Origin of the sequence: Niallia sp. 01092, assembly GCF_052318935.1 — a bacterium.
Taxonomy (GTDB): domain Bacteria; phylum Bacillota; class Bacilli; order Bacillales; family Cytobacillaceae; genus Niallia.
The window spans coordinates 41558-64050 of the sequence record NZ_JBQRKO010000015.1 but is presented as its reverse complement, the minus strand read 5'-3'; the positions used below and the strand labels follow the sequence as shown (position 1 = coordinate 64050).

The following is a 22493-nucleotide window of genomic DNA, read 5'->3' as shown; positions in this document are numbered from 1 at the left end:
TACATTTCAAGTATGCGAAGCTCCGTCCCCTTTTCCTTCAATAAACTCCAGTATATCCTGTCGCATACTTTTCGGAGCTTCTTTTGTTGGCTTGCCCATGCGAACAAACATCTGAATCGTTTCTCCATGTAACGCATATTCCTGATGAATTTTATGATTCTGTTCTTTCATTTCTGGGTATTCTTCCAATACTTGACTAGGGGGCTGCATGACAAAGCCCATGCTGTGTGCAGTCAAAACAAGACGACTATAGATCATTCCTGCCTTCACCTGATTGCTTCTGCTATTATCTTTTGTCATAATCATCGCATATACTGGAGTGTTATTCACTCCAATCTGAGTGGACTTTACAAATAAATCAGCTGATGCTTTTTCATTATTCATAGAGGGAATAAGTGTCAGTAAGCCTTGCATTAGATGTTTTTTCATTCTCGTAATCCCTTGCCCTTCAACAGAAAAACCATATCGATATTTATTTTTTTGATACTCATTGGCACGAAAAATTTCTCCAGATTCTTTATTGATTCTGTGAATCTTAGATTCAATTTTTGCACCATCAATTGCAAATCGACCAAGATTTTTTACATTAGTATGATCCTGAAAAATCTTAATCGTAATACCAGCTTCATTACTCAGCTCATTTAACTGCTTGATTTGTTGATCAGTTAATGTAATATTCTCGTATTCAAATCTATTTGTATCCATCAAATAAAGATAAGGATAAAGTACATTTTCTTTTCTTTCCACTTTCTTTAAAGTAACTTTTGCTACAGGCTTTAGTTTCATGCTTTCCTTAATGTTCCGTTTATCATATTCTCCCTCAGGAAATAAGTCCAGACCTACATCATAGCCATGTTCTGCACCTGCTATTTTCACATATTCTAAAAAAGTCCCTTGAGAGATTAGCGTTTGTCTTGCATATGGATCGACTTGTTGTACTAGCTTTTTTGAATCCGCATACAGGTAAAATACATTCGGATTTTCTTTATCAAGTCGGATGATCCACGGCTGCATGTTGTGACCGCTAGCCGCTAAAAGCCCTTGTGATGCTAAACTTACTCTAGGGTCATCAAATTGTGATGCATAGCTTTTTTTCCATGGCTCTAAATATTTAGGTGTTAAAAAAGCACCGCTAACTATTAAGATTGTAAAAAATACAATTACTAGAAAAACCGACAATGATATGGTAAGAAAACTTATTTTTCTTTTCACCTTTTTCATTTCGTTTCTACCCCTTCTTTAATTTTGAATGGATCTTATTAAAAGCTCTAATGCTTCAGGAATCAAATCTTCAGAATTTTTTTGATGATAATGTTTAAAATAACTCTTCTTTCTCTTTGTCATCGTAAATACACCTACGATACATGACCATAAAATGAGGGCTGTATTAGTCAAATCTAAATTCTTACGAATATGCTCTTCCGCTACTCCCTCCTTTAATGCGTCAATCAAAAATCCAAATACTTTCTCTCCCAAAGCATAACATTCTTCCCTAGAATGATCTGGTATACCATTGTCAAAATCCTTTTCCCCGTTTTCATATTCAACGATTGCTTCAAAATAATCGGGATACATCTTGCTAAACTGAAAAAGGATTCTTCCCATTTTTCGAATATAATCTAGCGAGTCACCAACCTTTTTGTTCTGCCATTCTTTTTCTAGCATTTCTATTAATAGTCTGTAGCCTCTTAACATTATTTCAAAATAAATTTGTTCCTTGCTATTAAAATAAACATACACCGTTCTTTTACTAAACTCTGCTTCTCTCGCTACATCATTCATCGTTGCCACTGAATATCCCATTGAGAAAAAAACTCGTTCAGCAGCATCAATTATATCGTTTCGACGAATTTGTTTTTCTTTCTGTTTTCGCTCATTTATTCCCATTTAACACACCCATTCATCTATGTGCAATTAAGTAAACCCGAAGTTTACTTAATTGCATTATAAAACATATAATGACGATTGTCAGTAAAATTTTGTCTTTTTCATCTAAAAAAAGGCTCTGTTAAACGATAATGTTGTTTATAGGAAGGGAATCTACGAGACTCCTGTGGAAAAACGGGCTGGCAAGACCCCGCAGTGAGGTACGAGCGAGGAGGCTTGCCAGTTCGTCCGCGGAAAGGGAGTGGATTCCCTGACCTTTTGAAAATCAACAATAGAATTTAACAGAGCAAAAAAAAACGGATTCCCCAAATCGTTTAAAAACGTCTAGGGAATCCGTCATTTTTTATTTATTCGTATTAACAGCATCTGTTAAAGCATCAACGGTTATATTACGGTGAGATGCATTCCAAACGACATCATTATTTGAAAATAACAATACTTGTGGAGACTCATGCTTAATTTGATACGATTCTGCAATATGATTGGATAATGGTCTTGAATCCTGTACAGCTAAATAATAAGCATTAACATTTTCATTAGCTTCTGTAAATTGCTGATATTCATCAAAAGCAGCTTGGCTAATCGGACATGTTAGACTATGCTTTAACAGCAATACAGATGAATTATTTTGTACTTCTTTATCGAATTCTTCAATTGAATTTATTTTTTTCATTTTCATTCCTCCTAAGCATGTATTAAGAAAATTAGCAGTTTTTTTCTACGATTATTGATGGTATTTACTTTCTGTTTCGTCGAATGCTTTTTTCGTTTCTTCAAGCTTTTGCTGAATTTCATCATAACTAGTTTTTATTGGCTCTTCTACATCTTCACTTGCAGATGCTTTTTCACTATCATTCTTCACTTTTAACTTACTCATTAAATCATTCGAGTGCTTCGACACAGTTGTACTTAAACGGTCCGTTTTTTCTTTTGCTATACTTATAAAATCTGAACCTTTTTCCTTTACTGTACCGGAAAGGTCGATCCCTTTTCCTTTAAACTTATTAGCCTGTTCATTCACATCATTTATTAACTCTTTCCCTGGTTTAGGAGCAAGAAATAAAGCTGCTGCTGCACCAACAACACCGCCTACAATAGCACCTAATAAAAAATCTTTTGTACTCGTGTTTTCATATTCTTTTTTCATAATATGACCTCCTCCATTTATCCTGTTGTTTAATTCGTTTTACGTTTTGCCATCTCTCTGCGAGAATTCCACTGATCTCTAATATTCATCGCAATATTACTCCACTGAACAATTTGCGAAATTTTATCTTGGTTTTTTTCTAGAGTTGTTTCGACATTATTTGTAATAGACTGAACAGACTGATTAAATCCTCGAACAGACTCCCCTACACCCTTAACCGCATCTACTACGCTGTTTAAGCTTTCAGATTTTTGTTGAATATCTGCTGCTAAATGATTCGTTTTTTCAAGCAGCACAGTCGTTTCTCTTGTCACACCATCAAGCTGTCTTTCAAGGCCAGATAATGTTTTGGAAACACTATCTAACGTAATATGTAGGGATTTTAATGTTTTGGCCAGATAGATGACTAAAACAGTAAATGCAATTGCTATTAAAGCAACACTCCAATATAAAATATCAATCATAATGATTGCACCTCCACTTAGTACCATTACCAGTTTTACCATTTTTTCAACCATGACTTTATTATAGAGAAAAATGAAAAGAGAAACAAATATTTGTCCATTGAGTTACTTTGTCTTTGTTTGTACCTGCTATACAAAAATAATAAGGGGCTGAACCAATTTTATACCAATTTTTTTGTATACGATGAGAAGGTTTACCCTGGATAAATCTTCTGCTTGTTGGTTATTATTATTTAAGAAAAATATTTTTTCATGTACAATAGTACTATCGTATACATATTTTTAATTTTGGAGGTACATATGAAGGATCCACGAATAGAACAATTGGCGAAAAATCTTATTCAATACTCGATACAGTTGCAAAAAGGAGAAAAAGTGCTAATCGAAAACTTTGGATTGCAAAAAGAATTAGTAAAAGCGCTTGTTAAAGAAGCTTATGCAGTTGGTGGCTATCCTTTTGTTTCTCTAAAAGATAATGAAGTCAACCGAAGCCTATTATTAGGAGCTCAAGAAGAGCAATATGAAATGATGGCAAATTTCGAAGCAAATGTGATGAGTCAAATGGACGCATATATCGGTTTACGCTCTGGTGATAATATTAATGAACATGCCGATGTACCTGCTGAAAAAATGAAAATAGAAGGAAGCACAATCGGTAAAAAAGTACACCGAGAAATTCGAGTACCAAAAACAAGATGGGTAGTATTGCGTTATCCAAACCCTTCTATGGCTCAGCTAGCTAAAATGAGTACGGAAGCATTTGAAGATTTTTATTTTGATGTATGTAATCTTGACTACGGCAAGATGGATAAAGCGATGGACGAGCTTGTTGCCTTGATGAATAAAACAGATAAAGTGAAAATAACGGGACAAGGGACTGATTTAACTTTTTCCATTAAAGATATTCCTGCCATTAAATGTTCTGGGCAAATGAATATTCCAGATGGAGAAGTTTATACTGCTCCAGTCCGTGATTCTGTTAATGGTCAACTGACATACAATACTCCTTCTCCTTATCATGGTTTTACATTTGAAAATGTATCCTTAACTTTTGAAAATGGAAAAATTATAAAAGCAACAGCCAATGATACTGACAGATTAAATAAAATTTTAGATACTGATGAAGGCGCAAGATATATCGGAGAATTTGCTATCGGTGTTAATCCATATATTCTACACCCGATGCAAGATATTTTATTTGATGAAAAAATCGATGGAAGCTTCCACTTTACTCCTGGACAATGCTATGATGAAGCTTTTAATGGGAATCATTCCACTATACATTGGGACATGGTAAATATACAGAGACCAGATTACGGTGGGGGCGAAATTTATTTTGATGATGTATTAATCAGAAAAGACGGCAGATTTGTTATTCCTGAATTAGAGCCACTTAATCCGGAAAACTTAAAATAAGAACAAACTGGCAAAACTAAAAGCTTCAACAAAAAATCCACGTGGAATTTTTCCCAACGTGGATTTTTTCTTAAAGAAGTAAAACTTTTCTTTATACAAACGATTTTTCATAAGCTTCTTGGAACTTTTGAATATCTCCAGCGCCCATAAAAATAATAACCGCATTTCCATGTGTTTTTAATGAATAAATCGTCTCTTCTGAAGTAATGTTGCTGCCTGGGATTTTCTCGGCTAAATCATGAATGCTTAATTTCCCATGATTTTCCCTGGCGGAACCAAATATTTCACATAGATAAACAGAATCAGCTAAGTTTAAACTATCAGCAAACTCATTTAAAAAAGTTTGTGTTCTTGAAAATGTATGCGGCTGAAAGACTGCCACAATTTCACGATCCGGATATTTTTGTCTTGCTGCTTCAACTGTTGCTTTGATTTCTGTTGGATGATGGGCATAATCATCAATGACAACTTGCGAGCCTATTATTTTTTCTGAAAATCTCCGTTTCACACCTTGGAAAGATAGTAATCTTTCTTTCACAATGTTTGCATCCAAGTTTTCGTAATGGCTTAATGCAATAACAGACAGTGCATTTAAAATATTGTGATCGCCAAATGTTGGGATGGAAAAAGTATTGTAGTACGTATTTCGTACATATACTTCAAAAGTTGTTCCCTCTGTCGTTTTCACCACATTTCTCGCCTGAAAATCATTTTCATCGTCAAAACCGTAAAAAACAACTGGGACTTTTGCTTGTATCTTTTGAAGTTGTTCATCATCACCACAGGCAAAAATTCCTTTATTCACTTGCCATGCCATTTCCTGAAATGCAGAAAATACATCATCAACATTCGCAAAATAATCAGGATGATCAAAGTCAATGTTTGTCATGATCGCATAGTCCGGAAAATAAGACAGAAAATGTCGTCTATATTCACATGCTTCAAATGCAAAATATTCTGCTCCTTTTATGCCTTTTCCAGTACCATCGCCAATCAAATAAGCAGTGGGCTTCGCACCTTTTATTACATGGGAAAGCAATCCAGTTGTAGATGTTTTCCCATGAGCTCCTGTTACAGCAATACTAGTAAATTGTTTCATAAAATCACCTAAAAAACGGTGATAACGAAGAATTGGAAGGCCTAGCTTCATTGCCTCCTCCACTTCTTCATGTGTGTCTGGAAAAGCATTTCCAACTATTACATTCATGCCTGGACTTATATTCTCTTTATTAAATGGAAGAATAGTTATTCCAGATTGTTCTAAAGCTGCTTGTGTAAAAAAAGTCTTTTCTACATCAGATCCTTGTACCTGTAAACCCATATCATGCAGAATTAGTGCTAATGCACTCATTCCTGACCCTTTTATACCTACGAAGTGGTAAATAGTCATATAAAGAACCTCCAACTATCGTATATCTGTTAAACAGTATATGACATCAATCTTTAATTTGCTCATAGCATCCTTTTTCGCTATGTTAGCTGTAAGATGATTTAACTTTTTTTTCCTGTTGTATTCGCATTTATTCATTATACCATCTTTTATAAAGAAAAACTATGCAACAATTTTTATCATCCTCAAATTAACTTTCACTCTCACGTTTCCCCCGTTATTAACGGGCAAAAACAGGCTACATTTGAAATAAAACTTGATGTGAATGATTTTATTATACATTTTCTTGCATTTGAAGAAATTCTCCTTCTGTAATTAAAACATCTCGAGGTTTCGTACCTTTCGCTTCTGAAATAAACCCTTGTTTTTCCATCATATCAATTAATCTTGCGGCACGATTATAACCGATTTTAAACCTTCTTTGCAGACTAGAAGTAGAAGCTCCCCCTTGTTCAATAATAAATTCACAAGCTTCGTAAAATAACTCATCTTCTTCTTCTGTCATTTGTACCTTTTTCAGCAGCTCTTCTTGTTCAAATAAATATTCTGGTTTTTGTTCATTTCGTACATGACGAACTACATCATCTATTTCTTCATCGGAGACAAATGTTCCTTGCAATCGAACAGGCTTAGACGTACCATTTTCTAAAAAAAGCATATCTCCTTTTCCTAATAGTTTCTCTGCACCACTTATATCAATAACGGTTCTAGAATCAATCTGTGATGAAACAGAAAAGGCAATTCGGGTTGGCACATTTGCTTTAATAAGTCCTGTAATAACATCTACAGATGGTCGTTGTGTTGCAATAAGCAAATGAATCCCACAAGCCCTCGCTTTTTGTGCAATCCTGCTTATCGCCTCTTCCACATCAGCTGGTGCCATCATCATTAAGTCGGCTAACTCATCAATAACAATCACAATGTATGGTAGCTTGTCGGAATAACGCTTATGCTCTTCTGCCAATTGATTATATTTCGTTATGTCCCGAACACCTGAATGCGCCAGCAATTCATATCTGCGCTCCATTTCTTCAACCGCCCACTTTAATGCAGCAGTTGCAGCTTTCACATCTGTAATAACTGGACTGGCTAAATGAGGAATATAATTATACGGAGCGAGTTCCACCATTTTTGGATCGATTAATAACAGCTTTAATTCTTCCGGCTTTGATTTATATAATAAACTAACTAGCATCGTATTAATACACACACTTTTTCCAGAGCCTGTTGCACCTGCTATGAGCCCATGTGGCATCTTTCTTAAATCGGTCACAATCGGCTTCCCTGCAATATCTAATCCCAACGCAACGGTTAAAGGAGAAGCGGATTCTTTAAAAGCAGCACTATTTATGATTTCACTTATTAACACTGGTCTGCTTGAATGGTTAGGCACTTCAATGCCAATAGTGTGTTTTCCAGGAATAGGTGCTTCTATACGAATATCTTTTGCAGCAAGACTTAGTTTGAGATCATCGGAAAGATTCGTGATTTTACTTACCTTTACGCCTGGTGCAGGCTGCACTTCATATCTTGTTACAGAAGGTCCTTGCGTTACATTTACAACTTTTGCTTGCACATTAAAATTTGTAAATGTATCGTCTAACACGCTTGTTTGTTCTTGTATCCAATCATCGTTTTCTACTTTCATGATTGGTGGATGCAATAAATTTATTGCTGGAAAAGCATAATAAGGGATATCCATCTCTTCTATTTCAACAGGACGTTTTTCAATAGACTGTTGTTGTATCGATTTATTGGCTGAATTCTCTTCTAACTTCTTCTTTTGCATGTATTGTCGATCTTTATTTAACATGAGAACATTAAAAGGAAGTGGGCCACGTTTAATAGATGTTCCTTTTGGCTTAATCTCCTCAGTGTTTGTACAATTTTCTTTCTTATCACAAACATCATTCGAAGAAAGCATAATATTTTCTTTTTCTACTATTTCTACGATACTATCTTCTTCTGTTAATTCCGTTGAAGTAGGGTCCTGTTGCAAGATAGCTTCTTCTATTTCCACCGCCTCTTCTAGCAATCTATCTGTTGACTGTTCCATTTCTTCTTGGACTTCTTCTGTTATAACAAAATCATTTTTAGGATCAGTTTGCACCAAAATGTCTGCTTCTTCATCATCAAAAAAAGATTGCTTTTCATCTACTTTTTTGCTTATCTCTCTTTCTAGAGATACATCATCCTGTATCTGTAATCCAGCCGATATTTCCTCTTCAAACAACAGGAAATTTTCTTCTTGTTTATCTTTATCTTGTATAGAAGCGACATATTCCTTTACTGGTGCCACTATTTCCTTATTATTTTGGGTTTTTCCTTTTTGCACCGGTCTATTATATCCATATATAGGAGAGATTGTTTCTGTTAATCGAAACGGTTTTTTTATTTTATTCAGATTCTCCTTAGGAGTAGTATTTTTTAAGACTGGTTCATTTTGTGGTTGTTTCCTCTCTATATTAGATGTTTGAGAAACCGGTCTATTTCGTTCTTTCGTAAACTCTCGTTGTCTGTTTTCTCTTCTATTTTCTTCCGTTGTGTTATCTGGAATAACCGGGAAGCGAAACTTTCCTTTTGGATATTGATAAATAACCTTCGAATCGATTTCCTTTTTCCATTCATTCGAAGGGGCAGAATCCTTTTCTTCTATATAGGATTCCACTTGGTCCAATTCATTTGGATTATCTTTTATTATCTGTTTTAAAACTTTTTTGAACCAATTCAATTTAAATCACTCTTTCTGTACATTCTCTTTCCAATATTACCAATAAAAAAAGCAAATGGCGTACTAATTTTCATTTACTTTATTCCTTTATCGTACCATATTTTACGATTTTTTTATCATGATTCTAAACATATAAGAAAAGCGCAGGCGCCGGAGCTAGACACTAAACTAGGTCCGAAATTTTATGCTTTCTTATCTTTTTAAAAAAAGGATAACTTCCAAAAAAGTTTTTCCAAAAAGCAGGATGTATGACGCAAGAAGAATGTTTCTTCATGGAATACAACCTGTTTTGATAAACGATTATTGGAAGCCACCCTCATTTTAGTTCTCTTATATTACATTTTATTTTCAAAGTAAAATCTATTTCATTAAACTTTATAGACAAATTTTATTTCTTTTCTTGCTTTTTATTTTTACCAAGAATAAAAATAGGCTCTAAACTGCCTTCCTCGTATAAAAAGGATAATGCCGTTATAGGCACTCGACCACTAGCAAAAAAGCTCATTGTCATTTGCGCTAAAACATCATAGCCCGTATCATTTTGAACATCCGCTATAATTAATACGTCTTGATGAGGAACTGCAATCGCCATCGTTCCTTTTATCTTTTCACTCATTTCCTTTAAAAAAGCATCATTTAGTATTCTGCTTGCATCATATCCATCGTTGCTGTTAAGAAAATAAAAACGATTCCCCGCCACCGTATCTTCTTTTAGTACGGTCGATAACGATCTAGCATTAAAAAGGGCAATTTCTTTTATTCGATGATGCTCCCAATTTTCCTTTTTCATTAATTGTTCATCAATTAAACGGTATGTTGTCCCCATATCCAACGCATAATAAATTCTTGTTTCAGCTGTATGCTCATCTGTTACGAAAGGAATTTCTTCCTTTGATTGCACAGGGAAAGAAGTAGAACGAATAACAGGAAAAATATTCTTTTCTTTTCCTTTTAATTCCGTATCTTGTTCTATTGCCTGCAACCCTTGCTCAATATAATAAACTACTTCATCTACCGCCTTATCCTTTTCCACTTCCCATTTGGCAATAATACCTGGAAGTGTTACGGTTACACCTTTTCCAGTTTCTTTACTCTCGATGCGAATTTGATCTTTTTTGGCATCAAAAGTAAACGTCCTATCGCTTGTATCTAATCTTGTTTTTAATAACTCTTTCATTTTTTTACTATTCATTTTCATTTATGCACCATTCCCCTTTATAAGTTGGTGTCTAATAACACTATATAAAAATTTCACCAATACGATTTTTAGAAACACTTGTTTATTATAAAGGCTACATCCCTTGTTTTCAAAAGATGTAAGCAAAAAAAAAGCAATACCTATGAAGTACTGCTCTTTCCTACTATTTTTTATGATAACGATTCAATAAATTTTTCTATCTCTTCTTGTGTTTTGCGATCCTTGCTGACAAAGCGGCCTAATTCTTTTCCGTTTTCATAGGCAATAAAACTTGGAATCCCAAAAACATCTAATTCTATACAAGTATCAATAAATTTATCTCGGTCAACATGAACAAATGTGTAATCACTATATTTTTCTTCCACTTCTGGCATAAAAGGTTCAATAAAGCGGCAATCCCCACACCACTCTGCTGAAAAAAGAAATATATGTTTTTGATTACTGTTTTGTAAATCCTTTATCTCTTCTTGTGATTGCAATTCTTTCATTTCTGTTTCCTCCCTAACCATGCATTATTATCTTTTGATAGTATCAAATTTTTTTCTTACTTCCTAATAAAATGCTCCAGCTAATTTTGGATAGAAAATCTTACTATTGCTTTTACAATAAAAAAAACAAAACACTATTTATACAATAACCATCATATCAATTAGCATCTTCCTTATTATTGCCTTGTCCATTATTAGTGTTTATCTATTAAAAAATATTACAAAAGCAGCAACTGAGCTTAATCAAATTTCCAATGAACTTCACAATGAAGTAAATCATTTTAATTTACAAAACGATTCTGACTATGATAGTATGACAAGTTTTTCGCCAAAAAAAATAAATTTCTTATCCGCTTTAAAAAAGCTTATTTCCACTAAAAATAAAGCTTTCCTCCAAAGATAAAACGCAAAAATCATTGATTATGCAACAAAGGCTGTCCAAATTGGACAGCCTTCTCTCTTTAACCTTATTTTTTATGTTTAAAATATTCATACTGTCCAATTAATACATGAATGACATGCAAAAACATGGAAGTACGCGAGACTTTTCCATTTGTTAAAATTCCAATAGCACCCTCATGATGACGGACATTATGCTTATTGGCATATCGATCCATAACCGGCCCCAATTCTTCTCCTGCCAATAAATATTCCGCCAATTCACTAGGCAGAGGCAATCGTGCACCTCCAACTATAAAGGACTGCCCCTCTTTTGTAACAAGCGCTCCCCAATTGCATAAAAGCAAACCATCCTTTGTGCGATGCACACCACCTTCCAAGCCGATGCCAACATCGCCATTCCCTTCAAGAACTGCGCCTTTGGCTCTATTTATCGCTCCTTGAATCGTTTCTTCATCCGAAAACGGCTGTTCCCTTACACCAGAAGAAATATTTAATGCAAGGAAAGTCGTATCTTCATATGATTGAAAACCTTCCTTTACTGCAGACACTTTTGCAGGATTTTTTGTACCTATACATATTTTCATCTTTCATTTCTCCACTTTATTACAGCGATATAATTGAATCGACTGTTGCTTTATCGGTTGATTTTACAAGGTTGATTAATAATTCTTTTGCCGCGGCATAATCATCAATGTGAATAATAGATGCACTTGTATGTATATATCTAGAGCAAATTCCAATTACAGCACTTGGAACCCCTTCATTAGACAGATGCACTCTTCCTGCATCCGTACCACCTGGTGAAACAAAATATTGATATGGGATATCATTACTTTCTGCCGTATCCAAAACAAATTCTCTTATTCCTTTATGCGTTACCATTGTTCGATCAAATATACGAAGAAGTACACCTTTTCCAAGCTGGCCAAACTGCTTTTTATCCCCAGATGTATCATTTGCAGGACTGGCATCTAATGCGTAAAATATATCTGGTTTAATCATGTTTGCTGCAGTTTGAGCACCTCTTAGGCCAACCTCTTCTTGAACAGTCGCACCAGAATATAAATTATTCGGTAGATCTACTCCTTGCAGCTCCTTCAGCAATTCAATCGCAAGACCGCAACCATAACGATTATCCCATGCTTTCGCCATAATTTTCTTTTTATTTGCCAACGGAGTAAAAGGACAAATCGGCAAAACTGCCTGCCCTGGTTTAATGCCAATCGATAATGCATCCTCTTTATCATCTGCCCCAATATCAATTAACATATTTTTTATTTCCATCGGTTTATTGCGCTGTGCTTCATCTAAAAGATGGGGAGGAATAGATGCAATAACCCCTATAATTGGTCCGTTATAAGTCATTACTTGCACTCGCTGTGCTAATAATACTTGATTCCACCATCCCCCTAAAGGCTGAAAACGCAGCATGCCGTTATCTGTAACAGAGGTTACCATAAATCCAACCTCGTCCATATGCCCTGCTACCATTACTGTTGGATCGTCTTCTTTTCCTTTTTTGACGCCAAAAATACTACCAAGTTTATCTTGAATAATTTCATCGCTGTACAAACTTAATTGTTCACGCATAAAATGGCGAACTTCATGCTCATTTCCAGAAGCACCTCGCAGTTCCGTTAACGTTCGAAATAACTCTAAAGTTTGTTCATTCATCTTTACAGCTCCTTCTTTCCTATGATTTTTATGTATATCTTTTTAAACTATGATGAGTCAGAAAAGTGCATGCGCCTTGCTCAGCGCCGAAGCTAGACAGTTAGCTAAGTTGAAAAATTTTATCCTTCTTAGCTTTTTAAAAAAGGTTATTCTATTTTTAGTAACCGTAGGAAGTTATCCTTTATTTTACCGAAATATTAAATTGGTTACCACTATTTGCTTTTTTAGACCAATAGCATATATGATTTTTATTGTTTTATTCACTTGTCTATACAATTTTGGCTATAATAAAAGAAGGGAAATGGAGGGAATATCATAATGAACTGGAAGTCTTTTTTAGCAGGAATTGGAGTCGGCATCACGACTGCTTATATTGCAACAGAAGTAGTCGCAAAAAACAATTCCCTTTCTAGCGATGATGTTTTAAATATGGTAAAAAAACAATGGAAAGAGCAAGCTCCAATTACAGGTTCTTGGATTAATATGCAAAAGGAACTTTATGAACAAGCTAATGCTTCTTACTATGTGTATAAAGGCGGCATTACCACAAAGAAACAAAATGGAGTGGAACAGATTGAATTTATTGCCGACAGTAAAACAGGTCGTATTCTGGATTATCATCCGATTACTGACTAAGAATAAAAAACAGCTCTTTTTTTTGTTTGGAGAAGCGTTCGCTCGACTCCTGCGGGAAAGCGAAGCAGGCGAGACCCTTCAAGAGTGCAGCAATGCGAAGCTTTTAATAGGGTTTATTTTTAAGGTAAGACACCCATGCTAATAAAATTCGCACCATGGCGCATGGAAAGAAGCAGTCTTCACATTTATAGCGCAGAGCAGCGTGAATACACGAAGACTCCTGCGGGAAAGCGAGACAGACGAGACCCTGCAGGAGCGTAGCGACGAAGCGGCTCGACGCTCGCTAAGCAAGAAGCGTAGTGTATTCACACTGCGGAACTTCTTTTCATGGTAGCCTAATTCTAAAAAAAGAACTATTTTTTATTTCAAATAATCATTTCGACATTTTGCTATTTATTAAAAAACTGTCTGCAATTTTCCCATCAACATCCCACTTCAATGCACGATATACAGCATCATGATAAAAAGTGAACCAAACTTTTTGTTCCACTCCCCATTTTATCCATTTTTGTTTTTGGCTGATAGAATCCAATGGATAATCATCATATGCTGTTACCCATAGTACATTTTGATGGGCATGTGTCGGCAATATGTCTCCCATATGTAAACAGATTTGTTTCTCATCCTTAATGATTAGTATGGAGTGGCCATCACTATGTCCGCCCGTATGGATAAGCTGAAACGGGCCAAATGTCCATTCTTTTTCAAAGGTTTCTACTTGATGTTCAATCGCTTTCCAGTTTTGTTCCCAATACGTATTTTTTGAACGAATATTCGGATTTTTCATTTCGTTCCATTCTTTTGCAGAAGTAATAATTTTCGCATGAGGAAATGTTGATGTATAAGATTCACCTTTTAAAGTGGTCAATCCACATGCATGATCAAAATGCATATGTGTCATTAGGACATAATCAATATCTTCAGGAACAAGCCCCAATGTTTGTAATTCTATTTCCAGTTCTGACTCTTCTGTTACTCCGTAATTTCTAAGCTGTTTTTCTGTTAATTTGCCTTTTCCGATTCCTGCATCAATTAAAAAGTTTTTCCCATTCCATAAGACAAAAATCGGATCTGTTCGAATTTCCACTTGATTTTTTTCATTATATGTATACTTTTTAGACCATAACGGTTTTGGTACGACACCAAATATTGCACCACCATCCATCCCCGTATTTCCACCATTTAACCAAGTTAATGTAATCGTATCTAATTGTAAAGAATCCATATTTAGTCTCCCTCCATTCGTTTTCATTATACCCAATAAAAAAACGAGTATCTATAAAAGGTACCCGTCCATCTAATACTAATTATTTATTGAAATTGAACTTCACTTCGATATATTCTATTTCCTTTATTAGAAAATTTCTCTTCATATTCCGTCATAATATTCGCTTCGAAATCACTTCGATGAAGATCAAGACTAATATACTTCAACAATAAACCATATTCTGAAAAACTTTGTAATGAATACTCAAACAACCCTTGATTATCTGTTTTAAAATGAATTTCTCCATTTTTGACAAGAATTTCTTCATATGTTTTTAAAAATGTTTTATACGTTAATCTTCTTTTTTCATGCCTTGTTTTTGGCCAAGGATCAGAGAAATTTAAATAAACACGGTCTACTTCTCCATCAGCAAAAAATGTGGTTAAATCAGCTGCATTGCTATTCATTAATTTGACATTAGGTACATCTGCTTCAATTAATCGATCTAACGCAGATACAATGACACTTTCCTGTAATTCAATTCCGATATAATTAACTGTTGGATTTGCTTTTGCCATTTCGCTGATAAAACGGCCTTTTCCTGTTCCAACCTCTATATGAATGGGTCCTTCTTGTTCAAAAATATGTTGCCATTTCCCTTTATTTTCTTCAGGATTTTGGACAACATATTGTGGATATGAACTTAGCTTGTCCTTCGCCCATGGTTTATGTCTTAATCGCATTTTGACTCTCCGTTGCCAAAACCTTATAAAAATCTATAAAGTTTGTTTATTTCCCTGTTCTTCGTGCCCAATTTTGCCGAAGCTACTTTCGTTTGATATGACACTCTGAGGGCGTAAATTCGGATACAACGAACCCTACATATTAGCAAGTAACGTTTTGGTGTTAATTTGCTAATTGATAATGTGACAAGTTGATAGATGCATTCAAATCCCTATCCACTATAAGACCACAATCACATTGATACACTCGGTCAGATAGCTTTAGGTCTTTTTTAACACTTCCACAACATGAACACATTTTAGAAGATGGATACCATTTATCAGCCTCCACAAATTCAATGCCATGCTTCTCACATTTATACTGGATTTGCTGTTTGAATTCGTATAAGCTTTGTTTGGCAATCGCTTCTGCCAAATATTTATTCTTCATCATTCCTTTAATATTCAAGGTTTCCATTACAATTCGATATGGTTTGGTTTTCACGATATCGTTTGTCGTTTGATGAAGATGATTGGTTCTGATATTCGATAATCTTCTATATAGGTTCCGCACTTTCCTTTCGATTTTTATAATGTTGCTGGTTTTGACGAAACGGTCTCCCTCCTTATTCATCTCATATTTCCGAGAAACTTGACGCTGTAACCTGCGAAGGCGTTTCTCTGCCTTCTTTACTGCTTTTGTTTTGCTAATACTTTTAAATTTTCTACCATCTGAACATACTGCTAGTTCTTTTACACCTACATCAATTCCAAGTGAAACATCTGTTAATTCTGTTGGTTGTGTTTCTTCTTCCATCCCTACAGACAGATACCAGTACTTACCATCAAAATTGATTCTTGGGTTGAAGTACTTTACACCTATTGGCAAAAGTTCAGATGTTTTAATCCAGCCAACTTTTTCAATTAATACTTTATTCTTTTTGACTTTTAACTTGATAGGGTCATTATAAAAAGATGGTTTTGATTTCTTCCTGCTTTTGAAACGTGGTTTATTTGCTTGATTATTAAAGAATTTCTTATACGCATCACAAGCATCTTTAATTGCTTGTTTTGTAATATTATTTGATACATCATACAACCAAGCATATTCTTCCGTTTGTTTTAAAACAGTCAATTCTTTACGCAGGGTATCATTAGATATAAATTTACCACCGTTCTTATAATGTTCTTCTTGTTTCCCTAATGTCCAGTTATACGCCCAACGAGCTGTTCCTGCTGAATTCCAAAGCTGATGTTCCTGCTTCTTAGTTGGTTTTATCCTTATTTTCTTTGCAAGGATCACTTTCCATCAACTTCTTGTTTTAAACTAATGGTACAATCCCCTTCTATCACATGATGTAGTTTGAAAGTATTTTGTTTATCCCATTTACTTAATGTCTGTGCTGTTTTTCCTATCCATTTAGTAAACTCATCTATTGAATAGTATCTCATTTATATCACCTCTTAGTTTTATTATAAAAATAAAGAATATAATAAAATAAGAAGTTTTTATGAACTTTTATAAACTACCTTTAACTGTTCTTTTGCCTTCTTCCACTTATCGTTCAAACAATAACATGCTTCTAAGTTTCATGCAAGTCCCTTTTTTTCCCCATTAAAATAAGCAAGGATAATTTTACAAATAATAAAAAAGTATAAAGAAAAAAAGAATTCACAACCTATAAGTGAATTCCTTTACTCGTAAATTTGAATTTGCAACCCATTTTATATGAACCTGCAGAAAGGGTGTTTAAAGCATGCCAATCAATCATGAAGATCAAATAAATTTATTAAAAGATATTTTAAATAATCATCAATCTGATTGTTGCGGATCTGTTTCCGAATGTGAACAATTAGAAAGACTCATTACTTCTTTAAAAGAAAATGGAAATATCGATCAAAACATTCTTCCAACATTGGAAGAAATCCATCAATACAGTCAAAAAGGAATTCAATCTTCCAATATTAATGATCATATTGGCTCTTACCAAGGACAGCTTTCACAATGGGTAGATAATATTAATGCATTATCTTAATTAATCCATATCATGTAAGAACTGAATCCATTTTTCCATTTCCGTAAAGCGAGCTTTCTTTTTATACCATTGAATAGAGTTAAGTGTTTGAGCAACAACATACCATTTCATTCTAAGCAGCAACTGCTCGTTTAGCTCATATCCATATTTCGTCAACCAATCTTCCCATTTTTCTTTCGGAATATACCAATACAGCAGCATCCCTACATCAATCGCCGGATCTGCAATCATAGCTCCATCCCAATCAATCAAATACAACTGGTTGTCTTCTGACAGCAGCCAGTTGTTATGATTTACATCACAATGACAAACAACATGCTCTTCCATTTTCATAAAAGGCAAATTTCTTTCTAAATAATGGATGGATTCGCTAATGATAGGCTGATTTAAAAGTTCTTCATCTAACTCCGCATTAATCACTGCAAAAATCATGCTTGGCAGCAGAGATGTTTTACCGAGTCTTTTTAACATCTCTAATAACGGCTTAGAAGTATGAATTTTTTTTAACAGCATCGCTACCCGTTCATCCGTCATATCAGAATGACTAAACTCTCTGCCAATAAGCCACTGTTGAGCTGTAAATACATCTCCATTTTCAAACCTCTTTGTCCAAACAAGTTTTGGGACAATTCCTTCTGCAGATAACACAGCTAAGAAAGGAGATGAATTTCTCTTTAAAAATAATTTTTGTCCTTTATTTTGGGCAAAAAATGCTTCACCTGTTTCTCCGCCTGCAGGGGTTATTTTCCATTCTTGTCCTAATAAATGTTCCAAAATTGTTCACCTACTATATATTATGCTCCCTAGTTTGATAGGGTTAAGGAATCCCTGTTTGAATCTTTTGTACCCTATGTTGTAGGAAGAACAAACAAAAATGGTGTGTCTTATTAAGAGGTTGTTCAAAAAGTCCAGGAACCCAAGCTTGCACATCTCTTCATCCAGTGGCACTTCAGTCCTCGTCAATGTACCACCTACGCTCGAAGCTTATGACTTCCACACCTCGACCTTCTCCGCTCTGTTTACCTCTTTTTTGAATACGCACTATAAAGCACCATTTTATACATCATCAATAAGTAAAATTACACTATGTCATCCATGATTAATCATCTTTTTTATGAATAAAAGTAAAAAAACAGCTATTCAATCAGTAACTGAAAACAATAGCTATCACTTTAAATATTATCTCTTTTTTCATTTTATAGTCAAGTGAATCTGTTATTTAATATTATTTTTCAAAAATTTCTTTTTATTTAAGATGATAATTTTCCAATTACTGTAACGCTAATAGGATAAATAATGATCTTTTCATCTATTTCCATCGGATTATGATCATATACTCTTTCGTCTTCTATCAGCTTTTTCCATTTTCCAGATGGGGCAGGGCATTGGACTTCGTTATCATTTGCATTAATATAGACAATGATTTCTTTCCAATAACTAAATTTCTCTATATTCTCTAATTTATATTCGATCACGTCATTAGACGTTTGGGAAATTTTTATATGCTTTCTTATTTGTTCAGCTGTCTGCATACGAAAGGCACTATTCGCTTTTCTAAATGCAATAATCCCTTTTATATACTCCACATTTTTTCGGTACCTTATCATTCGATCCCAATCTAACTGATTAATATTATCTGGTGATTGATAACTATTTTCCACTCCTTGTTTTGTACGGAAAAATTCTTGGCCACTGTGTAAAAAAGGAATTCCTTGACTTAGCAGCACAAGGGTAGTCGCTAATCGATGTTTTTTCTGCTTTTTTTCCTCTAACAAATCTGGAAAAGAAATATTAATTTTATCCCATAATGTGTGATTATCATGTGACTCGACATAATTAACCGTTTGATCCGGTTCTGAGAAGAGACCATCTAAAGGACGCAAAAGACCAATACTGCCAGACAATAATTCATCGATGTTTTGTTCCACTCCACCTAAAGCAAACCCTTTATGACCTAATTGAAACGTGCTTCCCTTTATCTTATCTCTGAATCGATCGTTAAATTGTGCAATACGAGGCAGTTCTTTTTGATTAAGAATAATCGCTTTTTGCGATTCTGGCAGAGCGGTTTGTAAATTCCACCCTTCGCCAATTATTAAGAAATTTGCATCATACTGATCACAAAGCTTACGAATTTGGTTCATCGTTGCAATATCCAAAATACCCATTAAATCAAATCGAAGTCCGTCTACCTTGTATTCCTCCAACCAATACCGTACTGAATCCACGATAAACCTTCTTACCATTAACCGCTCTGATGCGATGTCATTTCCTACTCCCGTTCCATTCGAGGGCATGCCAAATGCATCATAGCGGAAGAAATAGCCGGGAACGATTTTTTCGAAAGAAGACTCTTCTTTTTTGTACACATGATTATACACCACATCTAAGATGACTCTTAATCCTTGTTGCTGAACTACTTGAATCATCGTTTTTAATTCATCAATTCTAGCATAAGGATTGTGGGGATTCAGCGAATAGCTGCCCTCGGGCACATTGTAATGGGATGGATTATAGCCCCAATTGTATTCTTTTACGTCTTTAAGTTCATCGATCTCTTCAAAATCATGAACAGGAAGAAACTCTATATGTGTAACACCTAGCTCCTTCACATAAGAAAGTCCTGTTATGTCACCTGCATCCGTTGTTGTATGCAGTTCTGCCGCTCCGAGATAAGTTCCTTTCATTTGAACGCCACTGTTTGCATGAATCGTAAAATCCCTGATATGTGTTTCGTATATAACACTATCGACTATGTGTGTTAATGGAGGTAAGCTTGGCTTTATTCTCATTGTTTTTGACAAATCAACAATTGCCCCTTTTAATCCATTCGCACTGACTGCAACTGCATATGGATCAACCGCTTCTCTCCATTCTAAATTGATCAGAACGAGATAAGTGTAATAAAAGCCCTCCAATTGTTCCGCAACAGTAGTCGTCCACACTCCCTTTTCTATTCGAATCATGTCTATTTCTTTTCTTTCATCAACTGTTTTTTGTGGGTCTTGGATGATTAATTTTACTTGTTGAGCGGTGGGAGCCCATAAAGAAAAATCACATTTATCAGGAGAATAATCTACACCTAAAGGTCCAGAATAATAAAAAAGTTCATCAAATTCCTTTGTTCGAATAACCGCACCAACCTGTAAATCTGTCTTTCCTTTATGTTCATCTTCAATCACATAGTTTTTCCCTATCTCAACATTAACCGGAACTTTGCATATGTATTTCAAAAAGTCCTTTATGCTTTCTTTTGATTCAATAGATATGGAGATTTTTCTATTGTCCTCTATTAGGAAAAAACAGGTTGATTCGCCGCTGTGATAAGAATAAGGAAGTAAAATCGTAATACTGGTTAGTTCATCTAAATAAGCAAAAAATGTACGCTTTATCGATAACAACAGCTTCAACTCCTTTAGATATAACCTAAATTCTTCATATTGGAACAAAAACCGAATTTTTTCTGTTTAGTTTTTCCTCTTAGGAGAAAGACTACTGTTTTTTAGTAAGGCTGTTTTCGTGTAGATTGTCGCTTTTAAACTCGCAGCCCGAATACACTTCGCTTTCCGTGGGCGAGCGTCAAGCCTCCTCGTCGCATACGCTGAGGCCACTGAAAAAGTGAATGCTATAAAATATAGGTAATGACAATCCAAGCAACGAAGAAGTTTTCGTTCGTTTTTCCGAGGCTTACCACACGCTTTCCGCGGGGCGAGCGCCGAGCCGCTTCGTCGCTACGCTCCTGCAGGGTCTCGCCTGTCTCGCTAATCCCGCAGGAGTCGTGCGGACGCCTCTCCTAACCAAAATGATGGTCGTTTTCAAACTCTCTATACCATTTTTACCCTAATAAATTTAAGTGTTTCACCTATAATTTATCTAATTAAACACTTTTTCAGTGCCGTCGCATACGCTCCTGTGGGGTCTCGTCTTTCTCGCATTCCCACAGGAGTCTACGTGTATTCAGCCTGCTGAGTACTTCTTCTCCCATTTTTTTACGTAAAAAACAACAAACTTTGAGAAAACAGCTTTTAGTAATGTAGATTCTGCCCTGTTTCCTGCAGTTTCTGCTTGCCAAAAAAAGTCCCTTCAAACTTTACTCTTCACTACTATCCCACTCATATCTTTTCATACAAGTTGTTAAGCAATGATGCAATAGACTTTCTGCTGTTTTTAGCTGGATGGCTTTTATCGGTGAGCGATTGTTGCGCATCATTTGAAACCACTCATCATAATTGCGTTTTTCAATGGTTTTTATATCAAATGGAGACATTGGATAATCAATATAGCCATTTCTTGAAAGAATCGCTTTTTGTACAGGTAAATGAATGTCGTATTTTTTTAAAATGCTTTTTATAATCTTTTCCGTTCTGTTAATAGTTATGACAGGACTAAGGATTTTTTTCTCATTTTCTTCCCTTTTTTTTGTCCAGAACTTTTCATTAGAACCAACAAAAACAGCTGAATCTTCTGCTTCTAGCAGTGTAATGCACCATATTTCCGTAGGTGTAATAATAATGGTATCCAACTCAACTGGAGCTTGCTGCAGTAAAAATACTGGCTTATAAAGGACTAAATATGTATCTGGAAATCGTTGCAGATAATATTTTAATACTTCGTCATAGTACATTTCTTTTTTTACTATCGATTTTTCTGTTAATGTCGAACTTGCCCATTTCATTTGAAATTGAAAAAGTTGATTTAAAAATTGCCTTTTTACTTCTTCAATATTTTTTGGTGCAAAATAATTATTTGGTTGATAATCAAATGCCAACTCATCTTCTTCTAATTCCTCTAGTTGATTTTCTTTTATTTCTCTTTTTTCCAACCATTCATCGGCGTTTGTATTTCTTTTCATAATTCCTTTTAGCTTTGAGAAAATAGATGTTTTTTCTTCATTCGATTTTGCTCCAATTAGAGAAGGTTCTTCTACATATTCAGACGCTCGTTCTCCTGCTTCAAAGGAAGTTTTTACCCCTTCCCATTTTTGCTTTTTTAGACGAACAAACCGTGATGGATAGACAATAATATTTTGTTCATATCGCGAAATATAATCTTTTAGTTTGATTAACTGTGCCAACCCTTTTCCCCCTTTGCTGTC

Annotated in this window: 20 protein-coding genes and 1 pseudogene; 3 read left to right on the top strand and 18 right to left on the bottom strand. The window is 34.9% G+C overall.

From position 1 onward, the window contains the following. Nucleotides 1-6: 6 nt before the first annotated feature. The 5 genes from ACTXGU_RS14900 to ACTXGU_RS14880 form a co-directional block, all read right to left on the bottom strand. Nucleotides 7-1221, bottom strand: a complete 1215-nt coding sequence (locus ACTXGU_RS14900; protein ID WP_443482314.1) for an Acg family FMN-binding oxidoreductase — start codon at nt 1219-1221, stop codon at nt 7-9. An 18-nt stretch (nt 1222-1239) separates the two neighbouring features. Further along, nucleotides 1240-1887, bottom strand: coding sequence for a TetR/AcrR family transcriptional regulator (locus ACTXGU_RS14895; protein WP_443482313.1), 648 nt, complete (start codon nt 1885-1887; stop codon nt 1240-1242). 343 nt (nt 1888-2230) lie between these two features. Further along, on the bottom strand, nt 2231-2560 hold the full coding sequence (ytxJ, locus tag ACTXGU_RS14890) for a bacillithiol system redox-active protein YtxJ (protein ID WP_443482312.1): 330 nt from the start codon (nt 2558-2560) through the stop codon (nt 2231-2233). A gap of 51 nt (nt 2561-2611) precedes the next feature. Continuing rightward, complete coding sequence (locus tag ACTXGU_RS14885; RefSeq protein ID WP_443482311.1) at nt 2612-3034, bottom strand: YtxH domain-containing protein; 423 nt, start codon at nt 3032-3034, stop codon at nt 2612-2614. Between the two features lie 29 nt (nt 3035-3063). Next, nucleotides 3064-3540 (bottom strand): DUF948 domain-containing protein, encoded by a 477-nt coding sequence (locus ACTXGU_RS14880; protein WP_443482310.1) that lies wholly within the window; start codon nt 3538-3540, stop codon nt 3064-3066. A 258-nt stretch (nt 3541-3798) separates the two neighbouring features. On the opposite strand from ACTXGU_RS14880, the gene ACTXGU_RS14875 reads away from it, so the two are divergent. Continuing rightward, on the top strand, nt 3799-4914 hold the full coding sequence (locus ACTXGU_RS14875; protein WP_443482309.1) for an aminopeptidase: 1116 nt from the start codon (nt 3799-3801) through the stop codon (nt 4912-4914). A gap of 91 nt (nt 4915-5005) precedes the next feature. Here the strand turns inward: ACTXGU_RS14875 and murC are convergent, their stop codons facing one another. From murC to ACTXGU_RS14845, 6 genes are all read right to left on the bottom strand, one after another. After that, the gene (murC, locus tag ACTXGU_RS14870; RefSeq protein ID WP_443482308.1) at nt 5006-6304 is read right to left on the bottom strand and encodes a UDP-N-acetylmuramate--L-alanine ligase; all 1299 of its coding nucleotides are present in this window, start codon (nt 6302-6304) and stop codon (nt 5006-5008) included. Between the two features lie 274 nt (nt 6305-6578). Then, entirely contained in the window at nt 6579-9035 is a 2457-nt protein-coding gene (locus ACTXGU_RS14865) for a DNA translocase FtsK (protein ID WP_443482307.1), read from the bottom strand. 388 nt (nt 9036-9423) lie between these two features. Then, nucleotides 9424-10227, bottom strand: coding sequence for a DUF1444 domain-containing protein (locus ACTXGU_RS14860; protein WP_443482362.1), 804 nt, complete (start codon nt 10225-10227; stop codon nt 9424-9426). A 176-nt stretch (nt 10228-10403) separates the two neighbouring features. Continuing rightward, nucleotides 10404-10721, bottom strand: a complete 318-nt coding sequence (locus tag ACTXGU_RS14855; RefSeq protein ID WP_443482306.1) for a thioredoxin family protein — start codon at nt 10719-10721, stop codon at nt 10404-10406. 467 nt (nt 10722-11188) lie between these two features. After that, entirely contained in the window at nt 11189-11707 is a 519-nt protein-coding gene (locus tag ACTXGU_RS14850; RefSeq protein ID WP_443482305.1) for a DUF84 family protein, read from the bottom strand. Between the two features lie 19 nt (nt 11708-11726). After that, entirely contained in the window at nt 11727-12797 is a 1071-nt protein-coding gene (locus tag ACTXGU_RS14845; protein WP_443482304.1) for a M42 family metallopeptidase, read from the bottom strand. Between the two features lie 318 nt (nt 12798-13115). On the opposite strand from ACTXGU_RS14845, the gene ACTXGU_RS14840 reads away from it, so the two are divergent. Next, nucleotides 13116-13433, top strand: coding sequence for a PepSY domain-containing protein (locus ACTXGU_RS14840; protein ID WP_443482303.1), 318 nt, complete (start codon nt 13116-13118; stop codon nt 13431-13433). A 373-nt stretch (nt 13434-13806) separates the two neighbouring features. On the opposite strand, the gene ACTXGU_RS14835 is transcribed toward ACTXGU_RS14840, so the two are convergent. From ACTXGU_RS14835 to ACTXGU_RS14820, 4 genes and pseudogenes are all read right to left on the bottom strand, one after another. Next, nucleotides 13807-14658: a YtnP family quorum-quenching lactonase gene (locus tag ACTXGU_RS14835; protein ID WP_443482302.1), complete on the bottom strand. Its 852-nt coding sequence runs from the start codon at nt 14656-14658 to the stop codon at nt 13807-13809. Nucleotides 14659-14744: 86 nt separating this feature from the next. Beyond that, a complete protein-coding gene (gene trmB, locus ACTXGU_RS14830) occupies nt 14745-15383 on the bottom strand; it encodes a tRNA (guanosine(46)-N7)-methyltransferase TrmB (RefSeq protein WP_443482301.1) in 639 nt (212 codons plus the stop codon). A gap of 163 nt (nt 15384-15546) precedes the next feature. Continuing rightward, nucleotides 15547-16665, bottom strand: a complete 1119-nt coding sequence (locus tag ACTXGU_RS14825) for an RNA-guided endonuclease InsQ/TnpB family protein (RefSeq protein ID WP_443482300.1) — start codon at nt 16663-16665, stop codon at nt 15547-15549. Nucleotides 16666-16712: 47 nt separating this feature from the next. After that, a pseudogene (locus tag ACTXGU_RS14820) lies at nt 16713-16814 on the bottom strand (IS607 family transposase); the annotation flags it as partial. A 305-nt stretch (nt 16815-17119) separates the two neighbouring features. Between ACTXGU_RS14820 and ACTXGU_RS14815 the strand changes: the two are divergent. Beyond that, nucleotides 17120-17398, top strand: coding sequence for a YtzH-like family protein (locus ACTXGU_RS14815; protein ID WP_443482299.1), 279 nt, complete (start codon nt 17120-17122; stop codon nt 17396-17398). Here the strand turns inward: ACTXGU_RS14815 and ACTXGU_RS14810 are convergent, their stop codons facing one another. From ACTXGU_RS14810 to ACTXGU_RS14800, 3 genes are all read right to left on the bottom strand, one after another. Beyond that, nucleotides 17399-18172, bottom strand: coding sequence for a phosphotransferase (locus tag ACTXGU_RS14810; protein WP_443482298.1), 774 nt, complete (start codon nt 18170-18172; stop codon nt 17399-17401). Nucleotides 18173-18648: 476 nt separating this feature from the next. Further along, nucleotides 18649-20799: a type I pullulanase gene (gene pulA, locus ACTXGU_RS14805; RefSeq protein WP_443482297.1), complete on the bottom strand. Its 2151-nt coding sequence runs from the start codon at nt 20797-20799 to the stop codon at nt 18649-18651. Between the two features lie 689 nt (nt 20800-21488). Continuing rightward, entirely contained in the window at nt 21489-22472 is a 984-nt protein-coding gene (locus ACTXGU_RS14800; protein WP_443482296.1) for a nuclease-related domain-containing protein, read from the bottom strand. Nucleotides 22473-22493 lie beyond the last annotated feature (21 nt).

What these genes read in the sequence shown, in the direction of transcription:
- ytxJ (WP_443482312.1), bottom strand. Translation starts at nt 2,560, where the DNA reads ATGAAAAAAATAAATTCAATTGAAGAATTCGATAAAGAAGTACAAAAT.
- ACTXGU_RS14875 (WP_443482309.1), top strand. Translation starts at nt 3,799, where the DNA reads ATGAAGGATCCACGAATAGAACAATTGGCGAAAAATCTTATTCAATAC.
- ACTXGU_RS14900 (WP_443482314.1), bottom strand. Translation starts at nt 1,221, where the DNA reads ATGAAAAAGGTGAAAAGAAAAATAAGTTTTCTTACCATATCATTGTCG.
- ACTXGU_RS14885 (WP_443482311.1), bottom strand. Translation starts at nt 3,034, where the DNA reads ATGAAAAAAGAATATGAAAACACGAGTACAAAAGATTTTTTATTAGGT.
- ACTXGU_RS14840 (WP_443482303.1), top strand. Translation starts at nt 13,116, where the DNA reads ATGAACTGGAAGTCTTTTTTAGCAGGAATTGGAGTCGGCATCACGACT.
- ACTXGU_RS14895 (WP_443482313.1), bottom strand. Translation starts at nt 1,887, where the DNA reads ATGGGAATAAATGAGCGAAAACAGAAAGAAAAACAAATTCGTCGAAAC.
- ACTXGU_RS14855 (WP_443482306.1), bottom strand. Translation starts at nt 10,721, where the DNA reads ATGAAAGAATTGCAATCACAAGAAGAGATAAAGGATTTACAAAACAGT.
- trmB (WP_443482301.1), bottom strand. Translation starts at nt 15,383, where the DNA reads ATGCGATTAAGACATAAACCATGGGCGAAGGACAAGCTAAGTTCATAT.
- ACTXGU_RS14850 (WP_443482305.1), bottom strand. Translation starts at nt 11,707, where the DNA reads ATGAAAATATGTATAGGTACAAAAAATCCTGCAAAAGTGTCTGCAGTA.
- ACTXGU_RS14880 (WP_443482310.1), bottom strand. Translation starts at nt 3,540, where the DNA reads ATGGTAAAACTGGTAATGGTACTAAGTGGAGGTGCAATCATTATGATT.
- murC (WP_443482308.1), bottom strand. Translation starts at nt 6,304, where the DNA reads ATGACTATTTACCACTTCGTAGGTATAAAAGGGTCAGGAATGAGTGCA.
- ACTXGU_RS14815 (WP_443482299.1), top strand. Translation starts at nt 17,120, where the DNA reads ATGCCAATCAATCATGAAGATCAAATAAATTTATTAAAAGATATTTTA.
- ACTXGU_RS14860 (WP_443482362.1), bottom strand. Translation starts at nt 10,227, where the DNA reads ATGAATAGTAAAAAAATGAAAGAGTTATTAAAAACAAGATTAGATACA.
- ACTXGU_RS14835 (WP_443482302.1), bottom strand. Translation starts at nt 14,658, where the DNA reads ATGGATTCTTTACAATTAGATACGATTACATTAACTTGGTTAAATGGT.
- ACTXGU_RS14845 (WP_443482304.1), bottom strand. Translation starts at nt 12,797, where the DNA reads ATGAATGAACAAACTTTAGAGTTATTTCGAACGTTAACGGAACTGCGA.